This is a genomic window from Aquifex pyrophilus, assembly GCF_054656935.1.
Genome location: NZ_BAAHXJ010000009.1, coordinates 1 through 21,263, shown reverse-complemented (window position 1 = coordinate 21,263; position 21,263 = coordinate 1). Strand labels below are relative to the sequence as shown.

General features: G+C 36.0%; 18 protein-coding genes. 13 read left to right on the top strand and 5 right to left on the bottom strand.

Translation table 11 applies throughout. From position 1 onward, the window contains the following. The first annotated feature begins 111 nt into the window (after positions 1 to 111). The 7 genes from ACYQZ0_RS07055 (at position 112) to ACYQZ0_RS07025 (ending at position 10,657) form a co-directional block, all read left to right on the top strand. Complete coding sequence (locus ACYQZ0_RS07055) at positions 112 to 2,163, top strand: helix-turn-helix domain-containing protein (RefSeq protein ID WP_459775894.1); 2,052 nt, start codon at positions 112 to 114, stop codon at positions 2,161 to 2,163. 181 nt (positions 2,164 to 2,344) lie between these two features. Beyond that, the gene (locus tag ACYQZ0_RS07050; RefSeq protein WP_459775893.1) at positions 2,345 to 3,913 is read left to right on the top strand and encodes a type I restriction-modification system subunit M; all 1,569 of its coding nucleotides are present in this window, start codon (positions 2,345 to 2,347) and stop codon (positions 3,911 to 3,913) included. Beyond that, the gene (locus ACYQZ0_RS07045; protein WP_459775892.1) at positions 3,910 to 4,281 is read left to right on the top strand and encodes a hypothetical protein; all 372 of its coding nucleotides are present in this window, start codon (positions 3,910 to 3,912) and stop codon (positions 4,279 to 4,281) included. The genes ACYQZ0_RS07050 and ACYQZ0_RS07045 overlap by 4 nt, the downstream gene beginning before the upstream one ends. Then, on the top strand, positions 4,271 to 4,516 hold the full coding sequence (locus tag ACYQZ0_RS07040) for a hypothetical protein (protein WP_459775891.1): 246 nt from the start codon (positions 4,271 to 4,273) through the stop codon (positions 4,514 to 4,516). The genes ACYQZ0_RS07045 and ACYQZ0_RS07040 overlap by 11 nt, the downstream gene beginning before the upstream one ends. Positions 4,517 to 4,531: 15 nt before the next feature. Next, positions 4,532 to 5,851: a restriction endonuclease subunit S gene (locus ACYQZ0_RS07035; RefSeq protein ID WP_459775890.1), complete on the top strand. Its 1,320-nt coding sequence runs from the start codon at positions 4,532 to 4,534 to the stop codon at positions 5,849 to 5,851. Between the two features lie 2 nt (positions 5,852 to 5,853). Continuing rightward, entirely contained in the window at positions 5,854 to 7,689 is a 1,836-nt protein-coding gene (locus ACYQZ0_RS07030) for a P-loop NTPase fold protein (RefSeq protein ID WP_459775889.1), read from the top strand. Then, complete coding sequence (locus ACYQZ0_RS07025) at positions 7,670 to 10,657, top strand: type I restriction endonuclease subunit R (RefSeq protein WP_459775888.1); 2,988 nt, start codon at positions 7,670 to 7,672, stop codon at positions 10,655 to 10,657. The genes ACYQZ0_RS07030 and ACYQZ0_RS07025 overlap by 20 nt, the downstream gene beginning before the upstream one ends. Positions 10,658 to 10,826: 169 nt before the next feature. On the opposite strand, the gene ACYQZ0_RS07020 is transcribed toward ACYQZ0_RS07025, so the two are convergent. From ACYQZ0_RS07020 to ACYQZ0_RS07010, 3 genes are all read right to left on the bottom strand, one after another. Next, a complete protein-coding gene (locus ACYQZ0_RS07020) occupies positions 10,827 to 11,120 on the bottom strand; it encodes a hypothetical protein (RefSeq protein WP_459775887.1) in 294 nt (97 codons plus the stop codon). Continuing rightward, positions 11,099 to 11,863, bottom strand: a complete 765-nt coding sequence (locus ACYQZ0_RS07015) for a ParA family protein (RefSeq protein WP_459775886.1) — start codon at positions 11,861 to 11,863, stop codon at positions 11,099 to 11,101. Before ACYQZ0_RS07015 ends, ACYQZ0_RS07020 begins: the two co-directional genes overlap by 22 nt. Positions 11,864 to 12,041: 178 nt before the next feature. After that, positions 12,042 to 13,007 (bottom strand): hypothetical protein, encoded by a 966-nt coding sequence (locus ACYQZ0_RS07010; protein ID WP_459775885.1) that lies wholly within the window; start codon positions 13,005 to 13,007, stop codon positions 12,042 to 12,044. Positions 13,008 to 13,496: 489 nt separating this feature from the next. Between ACYQZ0_RS07010 and ACYQZ0_RS07005 the strand changes: the two genes are divergently transcribed. Then, the gene (locus ACYQZ0_RS07005) at positions 13,497 to 13,715 is read left to right on the top strand and encodes a hypothetical protein (protein ID WP_459775884.1); all 219 of its coding nucleotides are present in this window, start codon (positions 13,497 to 13,499) and stop codon (positions 13,713 to 13,715) included. A gap of 267 nt (positions 13,716 to 13,982) precedes the next feature. Here the strand turns inward: ACYQZ0_RS07005 and ACYQZ0_RS07000 are convergent, their stop codons facing one another. Beyond that, positions 13,983 to 14,531: a segregation/condensation protein A gene (locus tag ACYQZ0_RS07000; protein WP_459775883.1), complete on the bottom strand. Its 549-nt coding sequence runs from the start codon at positions 14,529 to 14,531 to the stop codon at positions 13,983 to 13,985. Between the two features lie 28 nt (positions 14,532 to 14,559). Between ACYQZ0_RS07000 and ACYQZ0_RS06995 the strand changes: the two genes are divergently transcribed. Beyond that, positions 14,560 to 14,826, top strand: coding sequence for a hypothetical protein (locus ACYQZ0_RS06995; protein WP_459775882.1), 267 nt, complete (start codon positions 14,560 to 14,562; stop codon positions 14,824 to 14,826). A 29-nt stretch (positions 14,827 to 14,855) separates the two neighbouring features. Here the strand turns inward: ACYQZ0_RS06995 and ACYQZ0_RS06990 are convergent, their stop codons facing one another. Then, complete coding sequence (locus ACYQZ0_RS06990) at positions 14,856 to 15,803, bottom strand: tyrosine-type recombinase/integrase (protein WP_459775881.1); 948 nt, start codon at positions 15,801 to 15,803, stop codon at positions 14,856 to 14,858. Between the two features lie 42 nt (positions 15,804 to 15,845). Between ACYQZ0_RS06990 and ACYQZ0_RS06985 the strand changes: the two genes are divergently transcribed. The 4 genes from ACYQZ0_RS06985 to ACYQZ0_RS06970 form a co-directional block, all read left to right on the top strand. Next, positions 15,846 to 17,255, top strand: a complete 1,410-nt coding sequence (locus ACYQZ0_RS06985) for a dynamin family protein (protein WP_459775880.1) — start codon at positions 15,846 to 15,848, stop codon at positions 17,253 to 17,255. Further along, positions 17,236 to 18,837, top strand: coding sequence for a dynamin family protein (locus ACYQZ0_RS06980; RefSeq protein ID WP_459775879.1), 1,602 nt, complete (start codon positions 17,236 to 17,238; stop codon positions 18,835 to 18,837). Before ACYQZ0_RS06985 ends, ACYQZ0_RS06980 begins: the two co-directional genes overlap by 20 nt. After that, positions 18,834 to 20,840: a dynamin family protein gene (locus ACYQZ0_RS06975; protein ID WP_459775878.1), complete on the top strand. Its 2,007-nt coding sequence runs from the start codon at positions 18,834 to 18,836 to the stop codon at positions 20,838 to 20,840. Before ACYQZ0_RS06980 ends, ACYQZ0_RS06975 begins: the two co-directional genes overlap by 4 nt. A gap of 12 nt (positions 20,841 to 20,852) precedes the next feature. After that, positions 20,853 to 21,263, top strand: a 411-nt coding sequence (locus ACYQZ0_RS06970) for a hypothetical protein (protein ID WP_459775877.1), incomplete at its 3' end; no start/stop codon positions are given.

Genomic DNA, 21,263 nt, shown 5'->3' with positions numbered 1-21,263 from the left:
GTAAATAGATAAAGTCTACTTTTAATATCTTTTGCTTCAAGGTTTCGTTTTTTTAATTTATGTCTTGACAAATTAACGAAATAGTAGCATAATGCTACTATTATCAATTCCTTGTCACTATATATCTTACGAATCTGGAATGCAAGAGTCAACACCGAAAAGAAGAAGGAGGAGTCTGCCTTCAGGAGGTATGAGTTTGCCAAAGCCCTTATTTTCATGGAAGGGAGAAATCCAAAGGATCTCAGGCTATTCAGAAAAGAAGAAAGCATAGACAAGTATCTCCTTGAGGCAAGGGCAAAGGGATACAGCGTTCTCATATATCCCAATCCCATAAAGGTTCCCAAAAAAGCATGGGGAGAATACACGAAAGCAAGAAAGAGGGGGGAAAGCACATTAGCGGTAGCAAAGAAATACAAGCTCCTTGTTGAAGACAATATAGCGGAACTGCGGACCGTAGTACTTGACCTTGATACCGAATACGAAAGAGTAAGGAAGCTGTGGGATGAATTCATAAAGACCTTCGGAATAGAAGGATACGTCCTTGAGCGTTCAAAGTCAGGAAGATTTAAGGCGTATCTCTTTCTCAAGCCCTACCTTACCGAGAGAGGAATAGCCTGGTACAAGCCCAGGGCAAAACACAACAACGGACACACGCATCTTGAGAACTTAAGGGAGCTGTACGGAATATGGATAGGGTGGTGGCAGAGGAAAGAAATAAATGCGGATACGAGCTTTTTCTACAACCTGAACCATGCCGTATGGTATCCGGAGGTAGCAGTAGAGGGGAAAGTATCAAAGATAGAGGAGATAAAGGAAGAGTATGCGGGGAGCCTTTACAACCTATACAGGAGGGCGAAAGAGGTTCAGGCGGAACAGGGAATATGGAGCTTTAACTCAAAGGGAAAATGGATAAATCTCACAGCATACTTCTGGGGAGACAAACTTCCCTATGTTCCCGAAGAATATAAACGTATGAAGGAAGAAGCAAGGAAACTGAAAGTTCCGAGCTTCCTGTGGAAAGTAGCGAAGAAAGTAGATGGGCAGGTAAAAGAAAAAGAAAAAGAAGTGGAGATAAAGAAAGAGGACATAATAGAGAGGCTTTATACGAAAGCGGTAAAGAGTTTGGCGAGCAGGCACAGAAGCCACAGATTCATACACGTATTCTTCCCTGCGGTGGGATGGGCGAAGAACCTCGGACTTGACGAAGACTTCGTTTATGAGGTATTGAGGGAAGCAGTACCGGACAAGAGGAACTTTGACAAAGACTTTAAGAAAGCGTGGAAGTATGCAAGGGAACTTGAGTTCAACCTTCCCAAGTGGGTAAAAGGAAAGGAAAGCATAAAGAAGGAAGTAAAAGGGAAGAGGAATTTAGGAAAGTTTCTGAAAGAACTGGAGAGGACGGAGATAACCTACTGGATAGAGAGGGCAAAGAGCTATTTGAGGAAGAAGAAAGAAGCAACGAGGCAGGAGCTAATACACGAAGTGTTTAAGAAACAAAGATGGCTGTGCGATGAAGTGATAAAACTCCTTGAAAGGAGCGGGGAAGTAGAAGTGAGCGTAGAAAGGAGGGGAGTAGGAAGACCGAGGAAAGTAGTGAGATGGAAAGGAAGGGAAGAAGGGGAATTTAGACGTCCTAATAATAACGGTTGCCTTATTTCCTCTCAGCCCCCTTCAGCCTCGGGAGGGAAGGGAACCTCTTTGGAGGTGGTATGGGGGATAAAGCAGGGGACGCTGGAATTCGGGATAGATGGAGTGGTAAGACTGGCGGTGAGGTTAAAGGAAGTTTTAAGGAGGATACCGTTCGGAGAACCTATAAAGTTGAGGGAACTTAGAGAAAGGATAAGGAATAAGGAAATTTATGTGAGGAGAATAGAGCTTGTGTTGAAGGCGTTAGAGGAAGAGGGATTGATAGAGAAAAGGAGAAGGGGAAGGAAGGGGATAGAGGTGAGGTTGAAGGATACAGAGGTTTACGATGAGTATTTGGTGAAGCTTCTTAATGGAGCGATACTTTACAAGCAGTTAATGGATGAGAGGGAAAAGTTTTTTGAAAAGAGGATGGAATGGAAGGAAAGGAAAGAAGAGTTGGAAGAGAAAAGGAAAGAGGAAAGAAGGAAAAGAATTAGTTCATCTGAATTCATCCAGGATATGGACATTGATTTTTAAGAAGTAAGTTTCACTTTTCTTCTTTTTTGCCCTTCTAGAATGTTAGAATATCGGTACTGAGGAATTCTTGAGATTTCAGGAAATTGTTGTAAGGTAAAAAGATGGTTAAGAAGCTAATAAAGGGAAGTCCTATTAAAGAAGAAGACATTAAGTCAATTGCTAAGAAGGAGGGAATTATAGAATGAAAACAGAAAAGAAAAAGGACACCATAAAAGAACTTGAAAAGAAGCTCTGGACAGCAGCAGACAAGCTTAGAAAGAAGGTTGAGGTTCATGATTACAAATATGTTGTCCTCGGTCTTATATTTCTTCGCTATATTTCTTATGCCTTCGACCAGAAGAAAAAGGAACTGGAAGAAAGGTTTTCGAATTCCGAAAGTGAGTTTTACATAAAAGACCCAGAAGAAAGGAAAGAAGCTTTAAAGGACAAAGATTTTTATCTTGAAGAAGGTGTTCTTTATGTTCCTGAAGAAGCCCACTGGGATTATCTCAGAAGGAATGCCCACAAAGAGAACATAGGACAGCTCATAAATAGAGCCATAGAAATTCTTGAAGAAAATTACCCTGAAAAACTAAAGGACGTTGTGCCGAAAATTTACACGGACCCAAGAGTAAACCTTTCTCACGAAGACCTCGCCTACCTTATAGACCTTTTTACCGATATTGAGTTTGGGGACGGACACAAGGCAAGAGATATATTCGGGGAGGTTTACGAGTATTTCCTCGGAAAATTTGCAGAGGTTGAAGGTAAAAGAGGCGGTGAGTTCTACACTCCAAGGTCATTAACAAGGCTTATAGTCAAAGTGCTTGATGTCAAATGTGGAACTATTTTTGACCCTGCATGCGGTAGCGGTGGTTTCTTTGTCTCAGCTCTTAAAAAGCTTGAAGAAGAAGGAGAAGACAGGTATTGCCTTGAGATACACGGACAGGAAGCAAAGCCCTTACCTTGGAAACTCTGCAAGATGAACCTCGCCATAAGAGGAGTTACTGGGGACATAAGACTGGGGGACACTTACCATGACGATAAATTCATAAACGAAAGGTTTGACTACGTCGTGGCAAATCCTCCCTTTAACGATAGCAAGTGGGGAGCTGATAAAGTAAATCCCAACGACCCGAGGTATAAATACGGTGTGCCTCCTGATAACAACGGGAACTTTGCATGGATACAGATTTTCATCTACCATCTTAAACCTACCGGTAAAGCAGGCTTCGTTATGGCAAATGGTGCTCTATCAGTCGGTGGAATAGAAGAGGAAATAAGAAAGAAGATAATTGAAGATGACCTCGTTTACGGAATAGTTGCATGTCCTCCTAAGCTCTTTACCAATGTATCTCTCCCGGTTTCTGTTTGGTTTTGTAGAAAACAAAAGCCCGAACACATGAAGGGAAAGGTTCTCTTCATATACGCAAAGGATATGTACGAACCAGTATCAAGAAAGCAGGTAACATTTACGGAAGAACACATAGAGAGGATTGCAGAGAAGTTTAGACTCTTTGAACAAGGAGCAAGTGAAGAGGAAATAAACGAAATTGGCTTTGCAAAGGTTGCCACTATTGATGAAATAAGAGAGAAGGGATACGTTCTCACTCCAGGTAGATACGTGGGAATAAAACTTGATGAGGACGACGCTACCTTTGAAGAGAAAATGAAGGAATACTCAAGGGAGCTTTCGGAACTTTTGAAAAAAGAGGAAGAGCTTACAGAAAAAGTTAAAGAAGTTTTTAAAGCTTTAGGTTTTGAAATATGAAGGAGAACTTTAAGAAAAAAGCTTTTGAGAGGCTGGAAACTGCCAAGTGGTGCATAGATAGAGGATTTATTTCCTCCTGTGTCTCTAACCTGTATTTTGCTTACTTTAACTTTTTCCAGTATGTAGTAGGGAAACCACCAAAGGGAAGGTGGAAACATATCGGGATTGCTAAGGCTTTTGTGCATAAAGCATACAGAGAAAGTTTAATGCCGATTGAACTCATAAGTAAATTGAAAGACTCTTATGACAAGCTTTATGCTTTGAGGAGGAAAGCGGATTACACCGATGAACTTATAAGTGGAAAGGTAATTTCTGAGGTGAAAGAATATATTAATACATTACACGAGGCTTTAGGTTATGTTAGTTAAAGGTGATGTAGTAAAAGACATTATAGAGTCGGTTAAATCTTTACCTTTTGTGGAAGAGGTTTACCTAATAACACCGAAGGAAGGAGCAGACATAGGACTTAGGGTTAAGGTTAAAAAAAGCACAGCTGAGCAAATAATAGAGCTTGTAGATGCTATAAACAAAGTAGCGATGGCAAGCGACAACCCCGAAGACTGGGTCTTCGTTTACTGGGAGTGGGAGGAGGAGAAGAAGTAATAATTTATTATTAAAATGCCCGTAAGGTTCAGGTGGGAGAAGGACTTTAAGGATACGGAAATAGGAAAGATACCGAAGGATTGGGAGGTTAGACAATTAAAGAAAGATTACAAAGTATTAATGGGTCAGTCCCCTTCGTCAGAATATTACAATTCTGAAGGTGAAGGCTTACCATTTGCCCAAGGAAATATTGATTTTGAAGATATATTTATAAACCCAAAAGTTTATACAAAGGTGTGTTATAAGATAGCTCCAGCAAATAGTTTACTAATAACAGTTAGAGCACCTGTGGGAGAAGTCAACTTAACGAAAAAAGAATTGTGTATAGGGAGAGGTTTAGCTTGCATTTTTTCAAAAACTCAAGAGGATAATAATTTTTTCACCTTTTTAAACAGATATATGTTCTATGTTCTTAAAGCTTTGAAAGATTATATTCAACAGCTTGGGGACAGAGGAACAACTTATCAGTCTATAACGAGGAAAGAATTAGAAGAATTTGAATATCCTTCTCCTAATAATTATGAAGAACAATCCCGCATTGCTGAAGTTCTTTCATGGTTTGATGAGCTTATAGAGGTAAAGAAAAAGCAGAATGAAATCTTGGAAAAAACCGCAATGGCAATATTCAAAAGCTGGTTCATAGACTTTGAGCCTTTTAAAGATAAAGAGTTCGTTTATAGTGAAGAACTCGGAAGGGAGATACCGAAAGGGTGGGAGGTAAAGCCGATAGGAGATATTGCGGATATACAAAAAGGGATTTCCTATAAAGGCTCAGAGAAATTTAATAAACCCGTTGAAGGTAGCTATGTTTTTATAACTTTAGATAATTTTATCAGAGGTGGTGGCTTTAAGACAGAATATTCCTGGATAAAAAGCGAAAGAATAAAGGAACATCAATTTGTGAAAGAAGGAGATTTGATAATAGCAAATACGGACATGACACAGGATGCTAAGGTAATTGGTTCTCCTGCTATAGTTATTTTTCCCATAGAATATACCAAGGATATAGGAGTGTATTCGCATCATGTCTGTAGAATAAACACCATGTTTCAAAATATGAAATTTTATTTGTATTTATTACTTAGATACACTCAACAGGATAACGCCTCCTATTCAACAGGAACAAATGTTTTAGGATTAGATTTAGCAAATTTTAAGAGAAATAAATATATCCTCCTTCCCCCCTCTCCCATCCTCCAAAAATTCCACTCCCTCGTCCAGCCACTTTTTGAAAAAATCATCAACAACCAGAAAGAAATTATGATACTAAAGAAAGTGAGGGATACACTCCTTCCGCTTCTCGTCTTCGGTAAGCTGAGGGTGGAGGAAATATAGAAATGGCAAATAAAGTAGAAAGAGAAATCAATATAAGTAGGGAAATTGTTAAAAGAAGATTGAAAGAGTTATTAAATCGTGATAATTCGCTCTGTATAGTAGTTAGAGGTGATTGGGGTGTAGGCAAAACATCCCTATGGAAAGAGTTTGCAAAAGAAGAACTCAACAGAACAAAATATGTGTATATATCGTTATTTGGTAAGAAGTCAATAAATGACATAAAAGATGAAATAATGTTGCAACTTTATAGCTATAAAAGAGTTTTAAAACCACTTGGGGAGATTTTAAAGAACATAAAAGTAGAACCAGCAATACACAGTATAGGAAATTTATTATCCTTATTAGTTAAACAGGAAAGTACCCTTAAAGATGTAATTATCTGTTTTGATGAATTTGAAAGAAAATCTACGGAATTACGTCCGGAAGAAATTTTGGGACTTATTTCCTTTTTAAAGGAAAACTCCAATTGTAAGCTTGTCTTAATAATGAATGAAGAGGAAATTAAGAAGGAAAATAGTAAATACAATGATTACAAAGAAAAGGTAGTTGACTATGAAATTAGGTTTAACCCTTCCGTTGAAGAAAACCTTAAAATAGTATTTGATTCAAATAAACATATTACCAATTCGATGTCAGAGGAAGCTAAGCGTTCTTTTGAAAAAGTAGTGAAAAGATTAAAAATCACAAATATACGTCTTTTGACAAGAATGTTAAACGCATATTCAGATTTTTCTTTCATAGATGAGCGATTTCCTGACCTTACAGATGAAGTAGGATATATAAAGGAGGAGATTTACGAACGCATATTTGCTTCTGTTTATTTAGCAGCTAAATATAATTGGCATGAAGATTTCGCAAATCAACTTAGTGCTGTTGTAAAGAAAATAAACGAACAAAATTTTAATGCTATAAAGAAAAAAGTTAACGAACAAGAAAAACTGGATATAAGCAGTAACTTAGTAGATGAAGATGACGCTATAATGACTATTGAGGAATTTTTAGCAATTAAGGGGTTTTTAGAGCCTCTTTTTACACTAGAAGATTATGTTTACTATATAAATGATTATCTTCGTTATGGCATTATCACTGACGATATAAAGAGTTACATCTCTTCTTTGATAGAAAAAAGACTTAAAGCCCATCAAAATGAAACAGTAGCATCCCAATTTCGGGAGTTATTGAATAAACTTCGGTTTAACTATACTGAACCTATTGACAGAGTGGTTGAAGATATAAAAAAGTTTCTGACTGATGAAAAAGTTAAATTATTAGAAGTAATACCTTTAATGTCTTTCATAGGTGATTTATTATTCTTACATGAATTTACGAAGGATGACTTTTTCTCCAATTTAGCAAGAGACATATTTAAACAATACTTAGAGAAGGTTTGTCACGAACATCACAAACAAGTATTAGACTATGAATGGAATGAAGATATTAAGTATCATTTGAGATTTATGGAGCCTTACTATAAAGAAATAGTTGCGGAGCTTATGTCTATATTAGAACAACGCATAAAAGAAGCCAAAAATGCAATTTTAAGCGAATTAGACTGTGAGAAAATAAAAGGAATTATGGAAAACATAATAAAGCAAAGCGGCTGGGGATATAAAGAAGAAAATATACTTAACAGCTTAGATAAAGAGTTTATTAAAAATTGCTTAGAAAAATCACCTGAATTTGTAAAATACAGCATTGACCTTTGCGGAAAGTTTGCTCAGAGCTTTAAAAATTTCTTAATAACTTTCAAAGAAGCTGTGGAAGAACTTGACATAGAACCCCAACGTAAAGAATATTTAACAAAAAGGCTTTTAATCCATGACCGAACACCAACTTGAACAACTTCTTATAGGCTGGTTCAAGAACAACGGCTACACCTATGTTCACGGTAGGGAACTTCTCCCAGCTAAGGGAGAAAGGGAGAGCTTAAGGCACGTCGTTTTGAAGAAAAGGTTTATCTCTTCAATCAAAAGGCTTAACCCTGGACTTAGAGACGAAGAAGCGGAAGAGGTTTACAAAAAGGTTTTAGACCTTGAAAGCCCCGATTGGAACGTTAAATCCGTGAACTTCTATAGATACCTCACGGAAGGGGTAAAAATAAACTATGTTGATGAAAGGGGAGAACTTAGAAGCAAACAAGTTAGGTTGATAGATTTTGAAAATCCTTATAACAATGACTTTCTTATTGCTAATCAATTTGAGGTAGAGTTCCAGTATCAGAGGGGATTTACAAGGAAACCAGACTTCGTAGTCTTTGTAAATGGACTTCCCCTTGTAATAGGAGAACTAAAAAGCCTTGCCAATGGTCAAAATTTTAGGGATGCATACAAGGACCACGAAGAAAAGAAAAAGGATATTCCCCAGCTCTATGCCTATGCTCAGATTCTGGTAATAAGTGATGGATACATAACGAAGGTAGGTTCTCCCACGAGTGGACTTGAAAGGTTTTTTTACTGGGAAGGTATAGAAAGCGACGACGACGTGAAACCGGACCCTGAAAAGAGAGATAGCTTTATCTTCCGATACAAAGGAGAGGAACTCACAAGCCTTGAGGTGCTCGTAAGAGGATTGTTCAAGAAGGAAAGATTTATAGAGTATCTGAGAGACTTTATAGTTCACGAAACGGACAAGGGAGTTGTTAAGAAGATAGCAATGTACCACCAGTTTTACGCTGCGAGAAAAGCAATTGAAAACTCCAGAAAAGCTATAGAGGGAAAGGATAAGAGGATAGGGGTTGTTTGGCACACTCAGGGTTCTGGGAAATCCCTTACCATGCTTTTTTACACACGAAAAGTCTTAAGGGAACTTGGAAACCCATTAATCATTTTCATAACCGATAGAAGGGAACTTGACGAGCAACTTTCAAAGCTTTTTGAAAAGCATATAGGAACTGTGGAAAGAGCCGAGTCTATTAAAGACCTTAAAGAAAAACTCAGCACGAAAAGGGGAGGAGTTCTATTTGTTACGATACAAAAGTTCTCAAGGAGGATAGGAGAACTTAAACCTATAAATGAAAGGGAAGACATAATAGTTATTGCGGACGAAGCACACAGAAGCCAATACAGAGAACTTGCCCAAAACATGAGAATAGTTATTCCAAATGCAAGTTTTATGGGCTTTACAGCTACACCTGTAGAGCTTCATGACCGCTCAACCACAGCAGTTTTCGGGAACTACATAAGCATATATCCTATGGACAAAGCAAGGAGGCACGGAGTAGTAGTTCCCATAATGTACGAAAGCAGGCTGGCTAAGTTACACCTAACAAACGAATTTATAGATGAGGAGTTTGAAGAACTAGATGAAGAAACAAAAGACGAACAGAAAGCAAAACTATTAAGAAAACTTGAGAAAATTGTTTTAAGCTCGGAAGACAGGTTAAGGAAAATTGCTAAGGATATCGTGGCACACTTTAACGAAAGGGATAAGGAATATAAAGGAAAGGGAATGATTGTAACTCTATCAAGAAAAGTTGCGGTAGAGCTTTACAAAAAAATAAAAGAAATTCCGGAAGCCCCTTCTGTAGAAGTTGTTATATCGGGAAGCAAATCAAGAGATGAAGAAGAACTTAAACCTTTCATAAGAAATGCTAAACAATTGGAACAACTTGCTAATGACTTTAAGGATGCTAAGAAGGACCCTAAACTCGTAATAGTAGTTGACATGTGGCTAACAGGCTTTGACGTTCCACCGCTCCACGTTATGTACATAGATAAACCCATGAAAGGACATACACTCTTTCAGGCAATAGCACGGGTAAACAGAGTTTATCCCGGCAAGCCTTCCGGGCTCATAGTGGATTACATAGGAATAACTGACGACTTAGCTAAGGCTCTAAGTATATATGCAAGTGAGGAAATAGCCGAAACAGTAACTGATATTGAAAAGATAGTTAACGAGATGAAGGAACGTTACGACGTGGTTTCCTCAATGCTTAGTGGGATAAACTTTGACCCTAACAACCAATTGGCACTCATAAAAGCTTACGAAAGATTACAGGAAGATGAGGAAAGGAAAAAGGATTACATAAAGAATAGTACTTATCTTGAAAAGCTTTATAAAATGGTTTCCCATCACCCTGCAGCTATAGAAATAAGGAAACATGTTAACTTCTTTACCAAAGTAAGAAAAATGCTTATAACTTTGAAAAGAGAAAGAGCTGAAAAATCCATTGAGGAGATAGAGAAAGAATTTCACGAACTCATATCTCAGAGTATAATTGCTGATGAGCCAATAGACATATTTTCCCTTCTGGGAAGAGAAAAAGGAGAATTAACGCTATTGGATGAAGAATTTATTAAAAAACTCAGGGAGAGTGAATACAAAAACTTTGCAATGGATACACTTGCAAAAATATTAAACGACCAGCTTAAGATATTTACAACAAGAAATCCAAAGAGGTATAAAACAATCACTGAAAAATTAAAAGAAATACTTGAAAAGTATCACAGAAGATTATTAAAGAGTGCAGAGGTTATAGATGAGCTTATAAAACTTACCTTAGAACTCAAAAAGCTTTACAAGAACGAAAAGACTCTTAATCTTTCGCCTTTAGGGATACTCGTATACGATTACTTGAAAGATTACATAGATGATGAAAAAAGTCTTTTTGATATATCTTCTCATCTAGAAGAGGAATTAAAGTCAGTAATAAATTCCCCTGATTGGTACGAAATACCAGAGAAAGTTTCAAGAGCAAGGAGTATAGCAAAAATAAAACTCCAGAAAGTTGTCGGCTATAAAAAGGCAAAAACAATTGCAGAATCTCTTATATCCTATCTTCAGGACGTAAAAGTAACTGTTTAATTGCTTAACCTTCCTTAAGAAGTCCACTCATTTATAGTTTGCAAGGAAAGAAAAACCGGACCATATGAAGTATCAAAATCCGAGAAAGTTTATTCTTATATTCATAAAATTAATCGTAGAAGCTTAACAGCTTACTGTCTTAACAGTAAAGCAGTATAAAGTTTTACTGTCAATCTTGCAATTTTTCTTTTTCCGCAAGTAATTTAATGGCTTCTCTAACAAGTTCAGATTTATCTACTTTCTCTCCTCTCTCTTTCCTTTGAAGCTTTATTTTTTCAAGTATTAAATCCTCTTCTTCCGTTATGTAAAAGGTTCTCTTTATCAATTTTTTCTGTTTTGCTGTCTTTATGTCTTGATTCTTTACTTTATCAACATCTTGCTGTTTTACTTCCCTACTGTCTTCCTGTTCTGAACCTAAGAGGATATCGAGACCTTTTCCTTTTATTGATGGCTTTTTGCCCATTGTTCAACCTCCTTTGCAATATTTAAATATTCCTTAGCTACATCTGACGTAGGTGCATAATCGATAATTGATTTTCCTACAACTACAGATTCAGGGAACTTAACAGTTTTCTTAACTGGATTGAATATCTTTATCTTTCCTTTGAAGTATTCTTTTAGTTCACCGACAACTTCGTTTGAGTGAGCTGTTCTTTCATACATTGTAGGGAGAATACCTACTATTTGAAGGGAAGGTTTTATTCTTTTGCGGAGTTTTTCTATGGTTTTTAGAAGAATACTTAATCCCCTTAAACCTAAGTATTTACATTCCACAGGAATAATTACTCCATCAGCTGAACACAAAGCATTCACCGTTAAAATTCCGAGATTAGGAGGAGTATCTATAATAATGAAATCGTATTTATCCTTTATAGGTTTGATTGTTTCATCAAGAATTCTTTCTCTACCTATTTCGTTAAGAAGTTCAACTTCAGCTCCTGCAAGGTCTATATTGGCAGGGATAAGATCGAAGTGTTTAAGATTATGAATAAGGTCTTCTATAGGTTCATTTCCTACAAGAGCATTGTAGATTGTTCTCTCAAGAGAATCTGGATTAATTCCGCATGAAAGAGTAAGCCCGCCTTGGAAGTCTAAGTCGATAAGAAGTACTCTGTTTCCAATATAACTTAGAGCTCTTCCGAGATTTAAGCTTGTAGTGGTTTTTCCCACTCCACCTTTTTGATTACTTATAGCTATTACTGTCATAACAGTAAAACATTTTAACATAAAGATTTAATAAATGTTTAACATTAAAATGTTAAAGCATAAAAATGTTATAATGTTATAACAGTAAAACAGCATATCTTGAATTACCGATGAGAGAAGAGTTCCTTTTATTCACTCTTTTCCCCGTATCCTATGATACTGAGTTTGCGAGAAGTAATTACAGATTCTTCAACCTTTTGATAATCCTAAGTATGTTCTCTTCATCCTCTTCCAGAACATCAAGCTCAAGGTAGTATTGCCACTCTTTCAAAAACTCCCTAAGCTCCTCGCCCGATTTCTTCCAGCCTTCGTATAAAGCTTTTGAAAACTCCTCAAAAGAAGAAAAGACCTTTAAAACTCTTTCTTTTGCCCTCTCGGATAGCGTAGCCAGAAAGCCTGAAATTTTAGCAAGGGCTTCCTGAGCTTCTAACTTCTCTACCTCGCTTTGAAGGAGCTTCTCAAACACGGGTTCTAACTCACTTCTCAAAAAAGAGGAGAGCAAAAAATCGTATTCTGTTTTCTGTGGGAGAAAAAAGTCGCTCTTTAGAACTCCCAGGGGACTTTGTATTTTCTGATTTTTGTCTCTAAGGATTATGGTCTTCACCGCTCTTTTGAGGGCTTTTTCCAGCTCCTCTTCTCCTTTTTCCTTAAACATTTCTTTCACGTTTGCAAGAACGTATAGGGCTTCCATCAAAGATACACGGGAGAGCTTTTCTTTTTTGAGATAAACCAAGTAGGGCTTTAGCTCTTCAAAAAGCTCCAGGGCTTTTTGCTTGAACTTCTCATATGCGTAATCCCTTGCTTCTTTTTTCAGGTTTTCCTCGTAAACCTTTTGAAGAATACTTCTAATTAGCTCGGGGTTATTATAGCTATTTAGCAATTTCCTTATTTCCTCTTCAATTTTCTTTTCCTCTTCTTTAGCCTGCTTCCATTCCAGGTGGAGATTTTTCAGCATAGTTTCCTTCTTCCTCGGAACGTGAACGTTTATTATTTTCTTACTCCTAACGTCGTAAAACTTCGCTTCGTAGTATTCGTATTCCCTTACCCCCTTTCGTTTCTTTCTACTGAATAATCCCTCATACCTCAATTCTTCCCTTAAAATCCCCAGAGCTTCCTTTATCTTCCTCTCTGCTTCCTCTTTCATTACCTTATCCCCTTTAAATCTATATCACTGTAATACTGAGTTGCAACAAATGTAAATCTCTGAGTTCCGCTAAGTATTGGCGGAACTTCCCAAAAGGTTTGGAAATCAACTGGGCGAAAACCACCATCTAACTTATAGTTCCGCTAAACTTTAGCGGAACCTAAAGGAATGTTTATCCGAAGGACCTATTTTCAAAGGTTTCGGAAATAGTTCCGCTAAAGTGTTTCTTTTTTGAGTTATAAAGAGAAATTCCTTACACTATCGTTAACAACATTTACTTGGCGGAACTTCTCGTCGCTAAAGCGTAAGGCTTACAAAATCAAAGACTTTAAAAATAGTTCCGCTAAAACTTGGCGGAACTATTGAAGTTTTCCAGACGTACGAAGTCCCTTCATTCAAACGTTTTCCGTAAGTTCCGCTAATATTTGGCGGAACTTTACGTATCCCTGAAACTTTGCTTTTCAGAAATTCTGAGAAAAATTAATATGTATGGCTAAAGTGAAGGAAGAGCTTCTGAACGTAGATATGCTGATTAACAAGCTAAAAGAAAGAGGTATAGAAATAAGCCGTTCGGGAATATACTACTGGATTTTGAAGGGAGTTATACCGGGCAAGTACGTAGTTCCTAAAAAGAGAGGAGTCAAAAGGAGAATATACTACTTCAAGCCCGAGGTAGTGGATTACCTTGTAGAAAAACTAAACAAGTAGTAGTTGTTGTAAACCTTGGTTTACAACTCCATTCCGCTTGAAATCTCTGAACGCCCTCAACACGATTAGCTGAAAAAACACATAACACTTTAACTTTAGAAAAGGTAAATGAGAGTGCTTGAATAAACCGTGAAGTGTTCGGTTTCAACCTTTCGCTAACGAGTGCGTTTTCAAATGCGACCTGGGTTTGATGCTAAAAACAAAGCTTTTGGAAGTTAGCTTTAGATATAAGCGATGAGGAAATTGAGCAAAGAACAAAGAGAATTTCTAAAAAACTTTCTCTAAATCCTCAAACTCCTGATATGCAAAAAGGAAAGCTATGAAGTCCCTTACGCTCCTTATCCTGAACGCTCCCCTCTTTATCTCCTCGTAAACTCTCCTCGCTTCTTTCTGCCAGTCAACTTCCCTGTGAAGGGGAACCTCCTTTTTGAAAAACTCCTTGAAGTCCATCTTTTGAGGCTTTTGAGCTTTTGAGCCTTTAGGTCTTCCCACAGAGGGAGAGTAGTCGTAGAGCCACTCAAGAAAGTCCACTTCCTCTTCCACTTCTTTTACTACTTCCTTTACCGCTTCAATCGTTATCTTCTTCCTTTCTCTTTTTTGTTCAGGAAAGAGATACCTGAGCTTGAGCTTCAGAAGTTTTGTTGCAACCTGAAGAAATACTCCCGCCTCTAAGAAGAGTTCTCTTTCTTCCAGCTCTTTTGCTTTTTCTTCAAAAAGCTTTATGAGGTGCTCAAGGTCAACGTCAAAGGGATTTACTTTTCCCTTTTCTACTTCTTCAACGAGAGTTTCGTATGGGGAAATGCTAAGAGCTATCACGATATTGATTTTAGTAAAATTTTAAATTATGGCCAGGAAAAGAGGAAGAAATTTTAAGAAAATCAGTGTTTCTTTGCCTAGAAGTACATACTATATACTTCTCGGGATAGCACAGGGAGATGAGAAAAAGTTAAACAAGCTTTTAAGAGGGATAATAGAAGATAAGTTCAGGGAATCTACAATTGAAGAGCTTCAAATGTACGTGGCAAAGCCTGAAAAAGAGGAAGAAGAAATAAAGACGGAAGAAGTAAAGGAAGAGGAAAAGGCATCAAAAGCACAGGTCGTTAGTTCTTAGGTATTTCTCTGAACCATAAGTTTAATGTTCTAAATCTTTTCAAGAATAACCTCCATCTGCCTTTCCTTTTCGGCTTCCATATAAACGTCCATGGTCGTTGAAATCCTTGAGTGCCCTGACCATTCCGCTATCAGGTTCACGGGAAAACCTTTAGTTGCCAGCTTCGTTATGTACGTATTCCTGAACCTGTGTGCATTTACCTCAAGGTCATATCCCTTTTCCCGGAGCTCCTTTTCCAGTTTCCAGTAAAACCACTTAGCTGTTCTATCCGTCAAGGTATATGTTTTTACACTCTTTGGATACTTAACCGAGTAGGTAAAGAAAAGGTCATCGGGCTTGAGTCTTTTTAGCTTCTCCTCAAAAATCTTTTTCCACTCAGGTTTAAAGAAGTAAATAAGAGCTTTCCTCTCTTTTGAAAACTTCCCCTCTCTTACCTTTACGAACCACACTTCCTTCTCTTTTCCTTCTTCCGTGAGAATTCTCTTTACCTCAAAGTCCTTCTTCCTTACCTTAACAGCTTCCGAAATTCTCAGTCCCGAACAAAGAAGGAATATCGTGAGAACGTAGTAAATCGGATGCTTTGCAGGCACTCCTTCTACAGCTCCCCGAATAGCATTAAGGATTAGGTTTATCTCCTCGTCTGAGTAATACTTCTTTTTTGACTTTAGAGCTTCCTGAGCTTTCTTTGATTGAAAGAGTTTTCTGAGAGCTTTTTGGTCAAACTCAATCTCTATTCCCTGTTCGCTCAGCCACTCGTAAAAGAGTCTCACTTCCTTGAAAACGTCCCTGATTGTGGTGTCTTTAAGGTTCTTTCCCTTCAGGTATTCGTAAAAGGAGAAAATTTCCCTTCGGGAAAAAGAGGGAAGGTCGTCCGAATACTCAAGAAAGTGCTTGAGAAGATACGATTTCTTCTCAACAGTTTTTTCGTCCCTTGCTTTTCTGAGTTCAGAAATATAAGCGTCTATAAAGTGTTCCATTAAATTTTAATTTTTATACAATAAAAAATAAGGAGTTATATAGTGGAGCAGATAATAAGTAAAATCTTAAACCAAGAGGAGGGAACAGCAAGCATAGAAAATTTAAAGAAATCTATATTGAACAAAATTGAGAATTTCTTGAACGAGCACATATATCCGTTAATTTTTGATAATGACCTATTCCCTTTTGATAAACAGAAACAGCCACATATGTTCATGTACATACGATCCCTGGTCTCCGAATTTGAAATACTGTTATCATATCCGTGGTTGTATGAGAAAACAAAAGTTGCTTTTGCTGGTAAATTCAGCAGTGGAAAGAGTTCAATTATAAATACAATTTTAGGTGAAGACATTCTTCCCACAGATGTAACACCCACTACTTCTATCCCAACTTATATAACTTTTACCTCTCAGTATGATGCGGATATTCTGGTTGTAAACAGATACGGAGTAGTAATACCCTTTGAGAAATATTTACTTACACAGTTAAGGCACAATAATGTAAATGAATTCTACGGAAACATATTACAGGCACTAATTGATTACATTGTCCTGAATAAACACGATGAGCTGCTTGCAAACTTAATAATAATAGATACACCCGGATATAACCCCGCGTCCGCAAAGATAGACAGACACCTTTCAATAAATGTTTTAAAAGAAAGCGATGTTATATTCTGGGTAATTGATATAAACGATGGAGAAATATCAAAGGATACTTTGAATGTTATAAAAAATAACGAACTTTATAAGAAATCATTTTATGTTATACTAAATAAAGTAGATACTAAGCCCCCTTCTGTAAGAAAAAAAGTAGCTGATAAAATAAGCAAAACATTAAAGAAAAACAATATTGATTTCAAAAGAATTTTGCTGTTTTCTTCTAAGGAAGACAGGAATAATTATGTGAAAGAAATTACTGATGAAATTTCAAAGGTTACTGAAAGGAACACATGTATTCCGTTATTTACAGAGCTGATGAAAATTCTTGAATATTTACTTGAGCAGTCATTGGAAAAACAAAAGGAATTAGTAAAAAGAAAAGAGAGGTTGTTAGAACAAATAGATGACCAAATTAAAAATAAAAGTTCAGAATTGGCATTCAATATACGTTATAACATAATATATAAAAATTTATGTTCTTACGCGAAATATGAAGAGCCTTGGTTTGATGATAATCATTATAAGCTTTACCGCGGAGAACAGCTGAATAAATTCTTAAAAAAGACAACAGAAAGCATAAAAGAAATCATTTTAAATGAATATAGAAACCTTTTAATGAATTATAAAGGTGATTTCCCGAATGTAAAATTTGCTATCCAATCTTATGATGAAAAAATTAAGGATATAAGAAGGGCAATCACGGAACTAGAAGAAATCAAATTATATGTTCATGACCAATTAAGAAATTTTATGAGAGGTGAGCAAAATGAAGTACTTGCTGGATAGGCTGAACAATATTAAAGAAGTTACCCTGCAGTTGAGCTTTTTAGCTCCATTTACTGAACAAGTGGAGGAACTGGAACAAAAACTTTTTCAAGGTAAGCTAAATGTAGCATTCGTAGGGGAGTTCAATTCAGGGAAAAGCTCATTGATAAATGCCTTATTCGGTCTAGAACTTCCTACAAATGTTCTTCCCGAAACTGCTTCTATATGGCGTATAAGAATAAGAAAAGTAGAGAGACCGAAGCTATTTATTAAATCAATAGATGATGAAGTTAGTGAAGTTGTTTCTTTTGAAGAAGCAAAAATGTATTCTCCGGATAGAGTTAAGTATATAGATGTATTTACCAATGGAGAAATTGATGAGGGAATTACTATAATAGATACGCCTGGTTTATCTTCACTAAAACCTTTACACAGAGAAATTTTAGAAAACTTCATAGAAGATGCTGACGTGCTTCTGATAATAGTTGATGTCAACCAGGGTCTTACCAAAAGTTTGAAGAATTTTATAGAAAATAGTTTAAAAGAGAAAAGAAAGACTTATGCAGTTATAACAAAAACAGATACAAAACCTGAAGAAGCTGTTGAAAATTTGAGTAACTACATAAGGAAAGTATTTGCAGATTTCGTAGAAGATGTTATTACAACATCTGCTAAGGAAGGCAGAATTGAGGAATTAAAGAAACTTTTGGAAGAAATTTCCGAGCAAAAAGAAGCTATTGTGAGCGAAAGTGTGGAGAGAAAACTGAGGTATTTGTGTAAGGATATGTTAACAATAGTAACAAACCAGATTAAAAACGCCGAGCTTAACACATCCGATTTGGAAATAAAAATGCGTGAGATAAAAAAGAATATTGAAGAAACAGAAAAACTTATTTCTCAAAAGCAAGACGAAATAGAAGAACAGATTAAGAGGCTATCAGAAAAAGCAGCAGCGATATTTATAAATTCTCTGAAAGGACAAGTAGATTGGATAGTAGAAGCTCTGTACGATGAAGACTTAAAGGAAAGTATAGAAAATAGATTTGACAAGGCTATTAAAATAGCTACACAGGATGCTATGAAGGATATCGAAAAGGAGGTAGAAGGTATATTAAAAGATGTAGAATTCTTAGCAAGTGAGCTCGGAAGAAAACACGATATAGGAAAAAATATCTCCATAATAATTACCGAGTTTATAGTAGAGATAAGAGAAGCATTAGCAGAATTTATTTATATATTAATTTCAAGGATTCCAACAACAAAACCTTTTGCAAAGCATCTCGGAGAAGTAATAAGGATTATTACGACAGCTATATTAAAACCTTTAACTAAACAATTCGTTAAAAGTAAAGTAAAAAAAGCAATAGAAAATCCCGAACTTGAACTTAACTTCATAAATGAACTGCAGAAATCCCTGAATGAATTTATAACAAAATCTATAAGTGGTTTACTTGAAGATTTAGAAAGGTCCAAACAAAGTTACGAACTTGCTTATAAAGAGATTCTTGAAGAAAGACATAAAAAAATAGAGGAGTTCAACCATTATATAGAAAAGTTAAAAGAAGCGAAGCTAAAATTAATGACGTGCGGAGGTGAAGCGTGAAAGCAGTTCAAGAGTTCGTAAAAGTTAAAAACAAGTTAGAGGAAATTATAAACGAATTGTTTGAGAGAGGTTATCTAGATGAAAAGAGAAAAGATGAAATTCTTGAAAAACTTAAACAGGAAAAGATAAAGCTTGGTATAGCCGGGCAAATGAAATATGGAAAGAGCACCTTTATAAATGCCCTAATATTTAGAAGCCCGGTACTACCTACAAGTGATATTCCTATGACCGCAACTTTAACCTATCTTGAGCACGGAGAAATAGAAGAGTATGAAGTTGAGTTTTTCTCTAAGGATGAATGGGAAGTTATTAAACATATTGCACAGGCATCACCAGATGAAAAAGAAAGAGAAGCAAACCAGGAAAGAGTTGAAGAAGCGGAACTTAGATTGGGAAAGGAGATAGAAAAATTTTTAGGCAAGTCTCATAAAATATCCAAAGAGGAACTCTCTGAATATGTTGGTGCGGAAGGAAAATATACTCCCATAACGAAATCGTTAAGGATAAAGTATCCTCATGAAATATTAAAAGAGCTTGTAATTGTGGATACTCCGGGCTTTAATGACCCTATAGTTTCCAGGGAACAGGAGGCCGAAAAGTTTTTGAAAGATGCAGATGCTCTTATATTTATGCTTTATGCAGGAAGGCCTCTTGATGACACAGACAAAATACTTCTTACTGAAAAGATTGCACAATCAGGTACAGGAGGTATAGTAATAGCGGTTAACAAGTATGACTTGTTGCTAAAGGAAAAAGGCAGTATGGAAGCAGTTGAAGAGTACTTGCACAGAACGTACGAAACCATAATAAATGATTCAGAAATAGGAGAAAGCGTAAAGAAAGTATTAAAGAAGGTACCCATGCTTAAACTTTCTTCCCTTATGGCACTTCTTGGATATATGCCCGAAAAGGAAATAAAGGAAGACGATGAACTAAACTGGTATTATGAGAATTTCAAGAAAGATTTTCCCTTTTTGAGAACACAGAATGATTTTATAAAATACAGCGGTTTACCGGAAATTGAAGAAGAATTAAGAAGATTTATAAGGGAAAACAAGATAAGGATACTTGTGAATAAAATAAAAACAAGTTTGGAAGGTGAATTAGAAGAGAAGCTTTTAAAACTGCACAGGGACAAACTTAAATATGAACAGGAAGCATACGCTCTTGAGTTTAATAAGAAAGAATTAGAAAAGAGAAAGCGTGAACTTGAGGATTTTATGGAAGATGATTACTACAGAATTATGAGTTATTCTGATATTAAGGAAAAGATATATAGAATTTTTGATGAAACAATGGAAAAAGCAATAGCATACCTGCAAGATGAGTTTAAGAGATTAGATTTCGGCAAACCGGGATTCTTTGATATAGGCGGATATGAAAGTAAAGTTTCTATATTGGTCAAAGATAAAGCAGGAGAAGTTGAACGTAAAACAAAAGAGCTTTTTAATAGAGCAGTTAAAGATGCAAGAGAGGAATTGAAAAAGTATGTTGAAGAAAAAATAGAGGATTTACGTGCCCATGAAATAGTTAGAAAATATTCTAAAGTAAGCTACAAAACTCTTGATGACATTAAAGGGAGCATTCTATCACAAATAGAACTAAAGTACAATATGGAGCTGAGCGAAAAACTAAAAAGCATGAATCCTAACATAGTAACGCTCATTATTACTATAACTATAAATAAAAATAAAGAAGCTCGAATAGAGCAAGCTCAAAATTACAAATATAGAGCTGAAAGGGAGCTTGAAAGAAGTATAGAATTGGCCTTTAAAACAGAAAAGAAAGGAGTAGAAATGAAAATAAAAGAATTGATTTTAGAGCCTCTAAAAGAAAATGTATTATATCCTATAAGAGACGCTCTTAAGAATGCTTTGAGGATGGAAGAAGACCGTGATAGGGCAATTAAAGAAATTGGAGAAAAAATTAAGGACATAAATGAAAAAATAGAACAAGTTAAATCAACGAAAATTAAACTCTCAAGAGAACTTGCGGCAATATAAAAGGAGGTGATTATGGATATAAAGGAATTTTGGGACAAATTACTTAAACTTCTGGTAAATTTGTTTAAAAAAAATAATGGGGGAAACAACCTTCACGAAAGTTCTACTGAGCCGATAATAAAGGACCAGGGAACAAAAACTGTGATTGAATTAGTAAATGATTTTGAAGAGATGTTAAAAAAATATGGATTGAAAAACATCGGAGAAATTAAATATAAAGCCGGAGAAAAGTTCACAGAAGAGATAAAGAGTATTATTTATAGTAACTCCAGTCTTAGAGAAAAACGAGAAAAACTATTAGAAATTGTCAACAAAGATATAGACGATATAAATGCACTTAAGGAGTATAAACATAATATTCTTAGTATTTTTCATAAAGATTTTTCTGATAAATTCTTAGGTAAAAGCTCAATTTATCTCCCT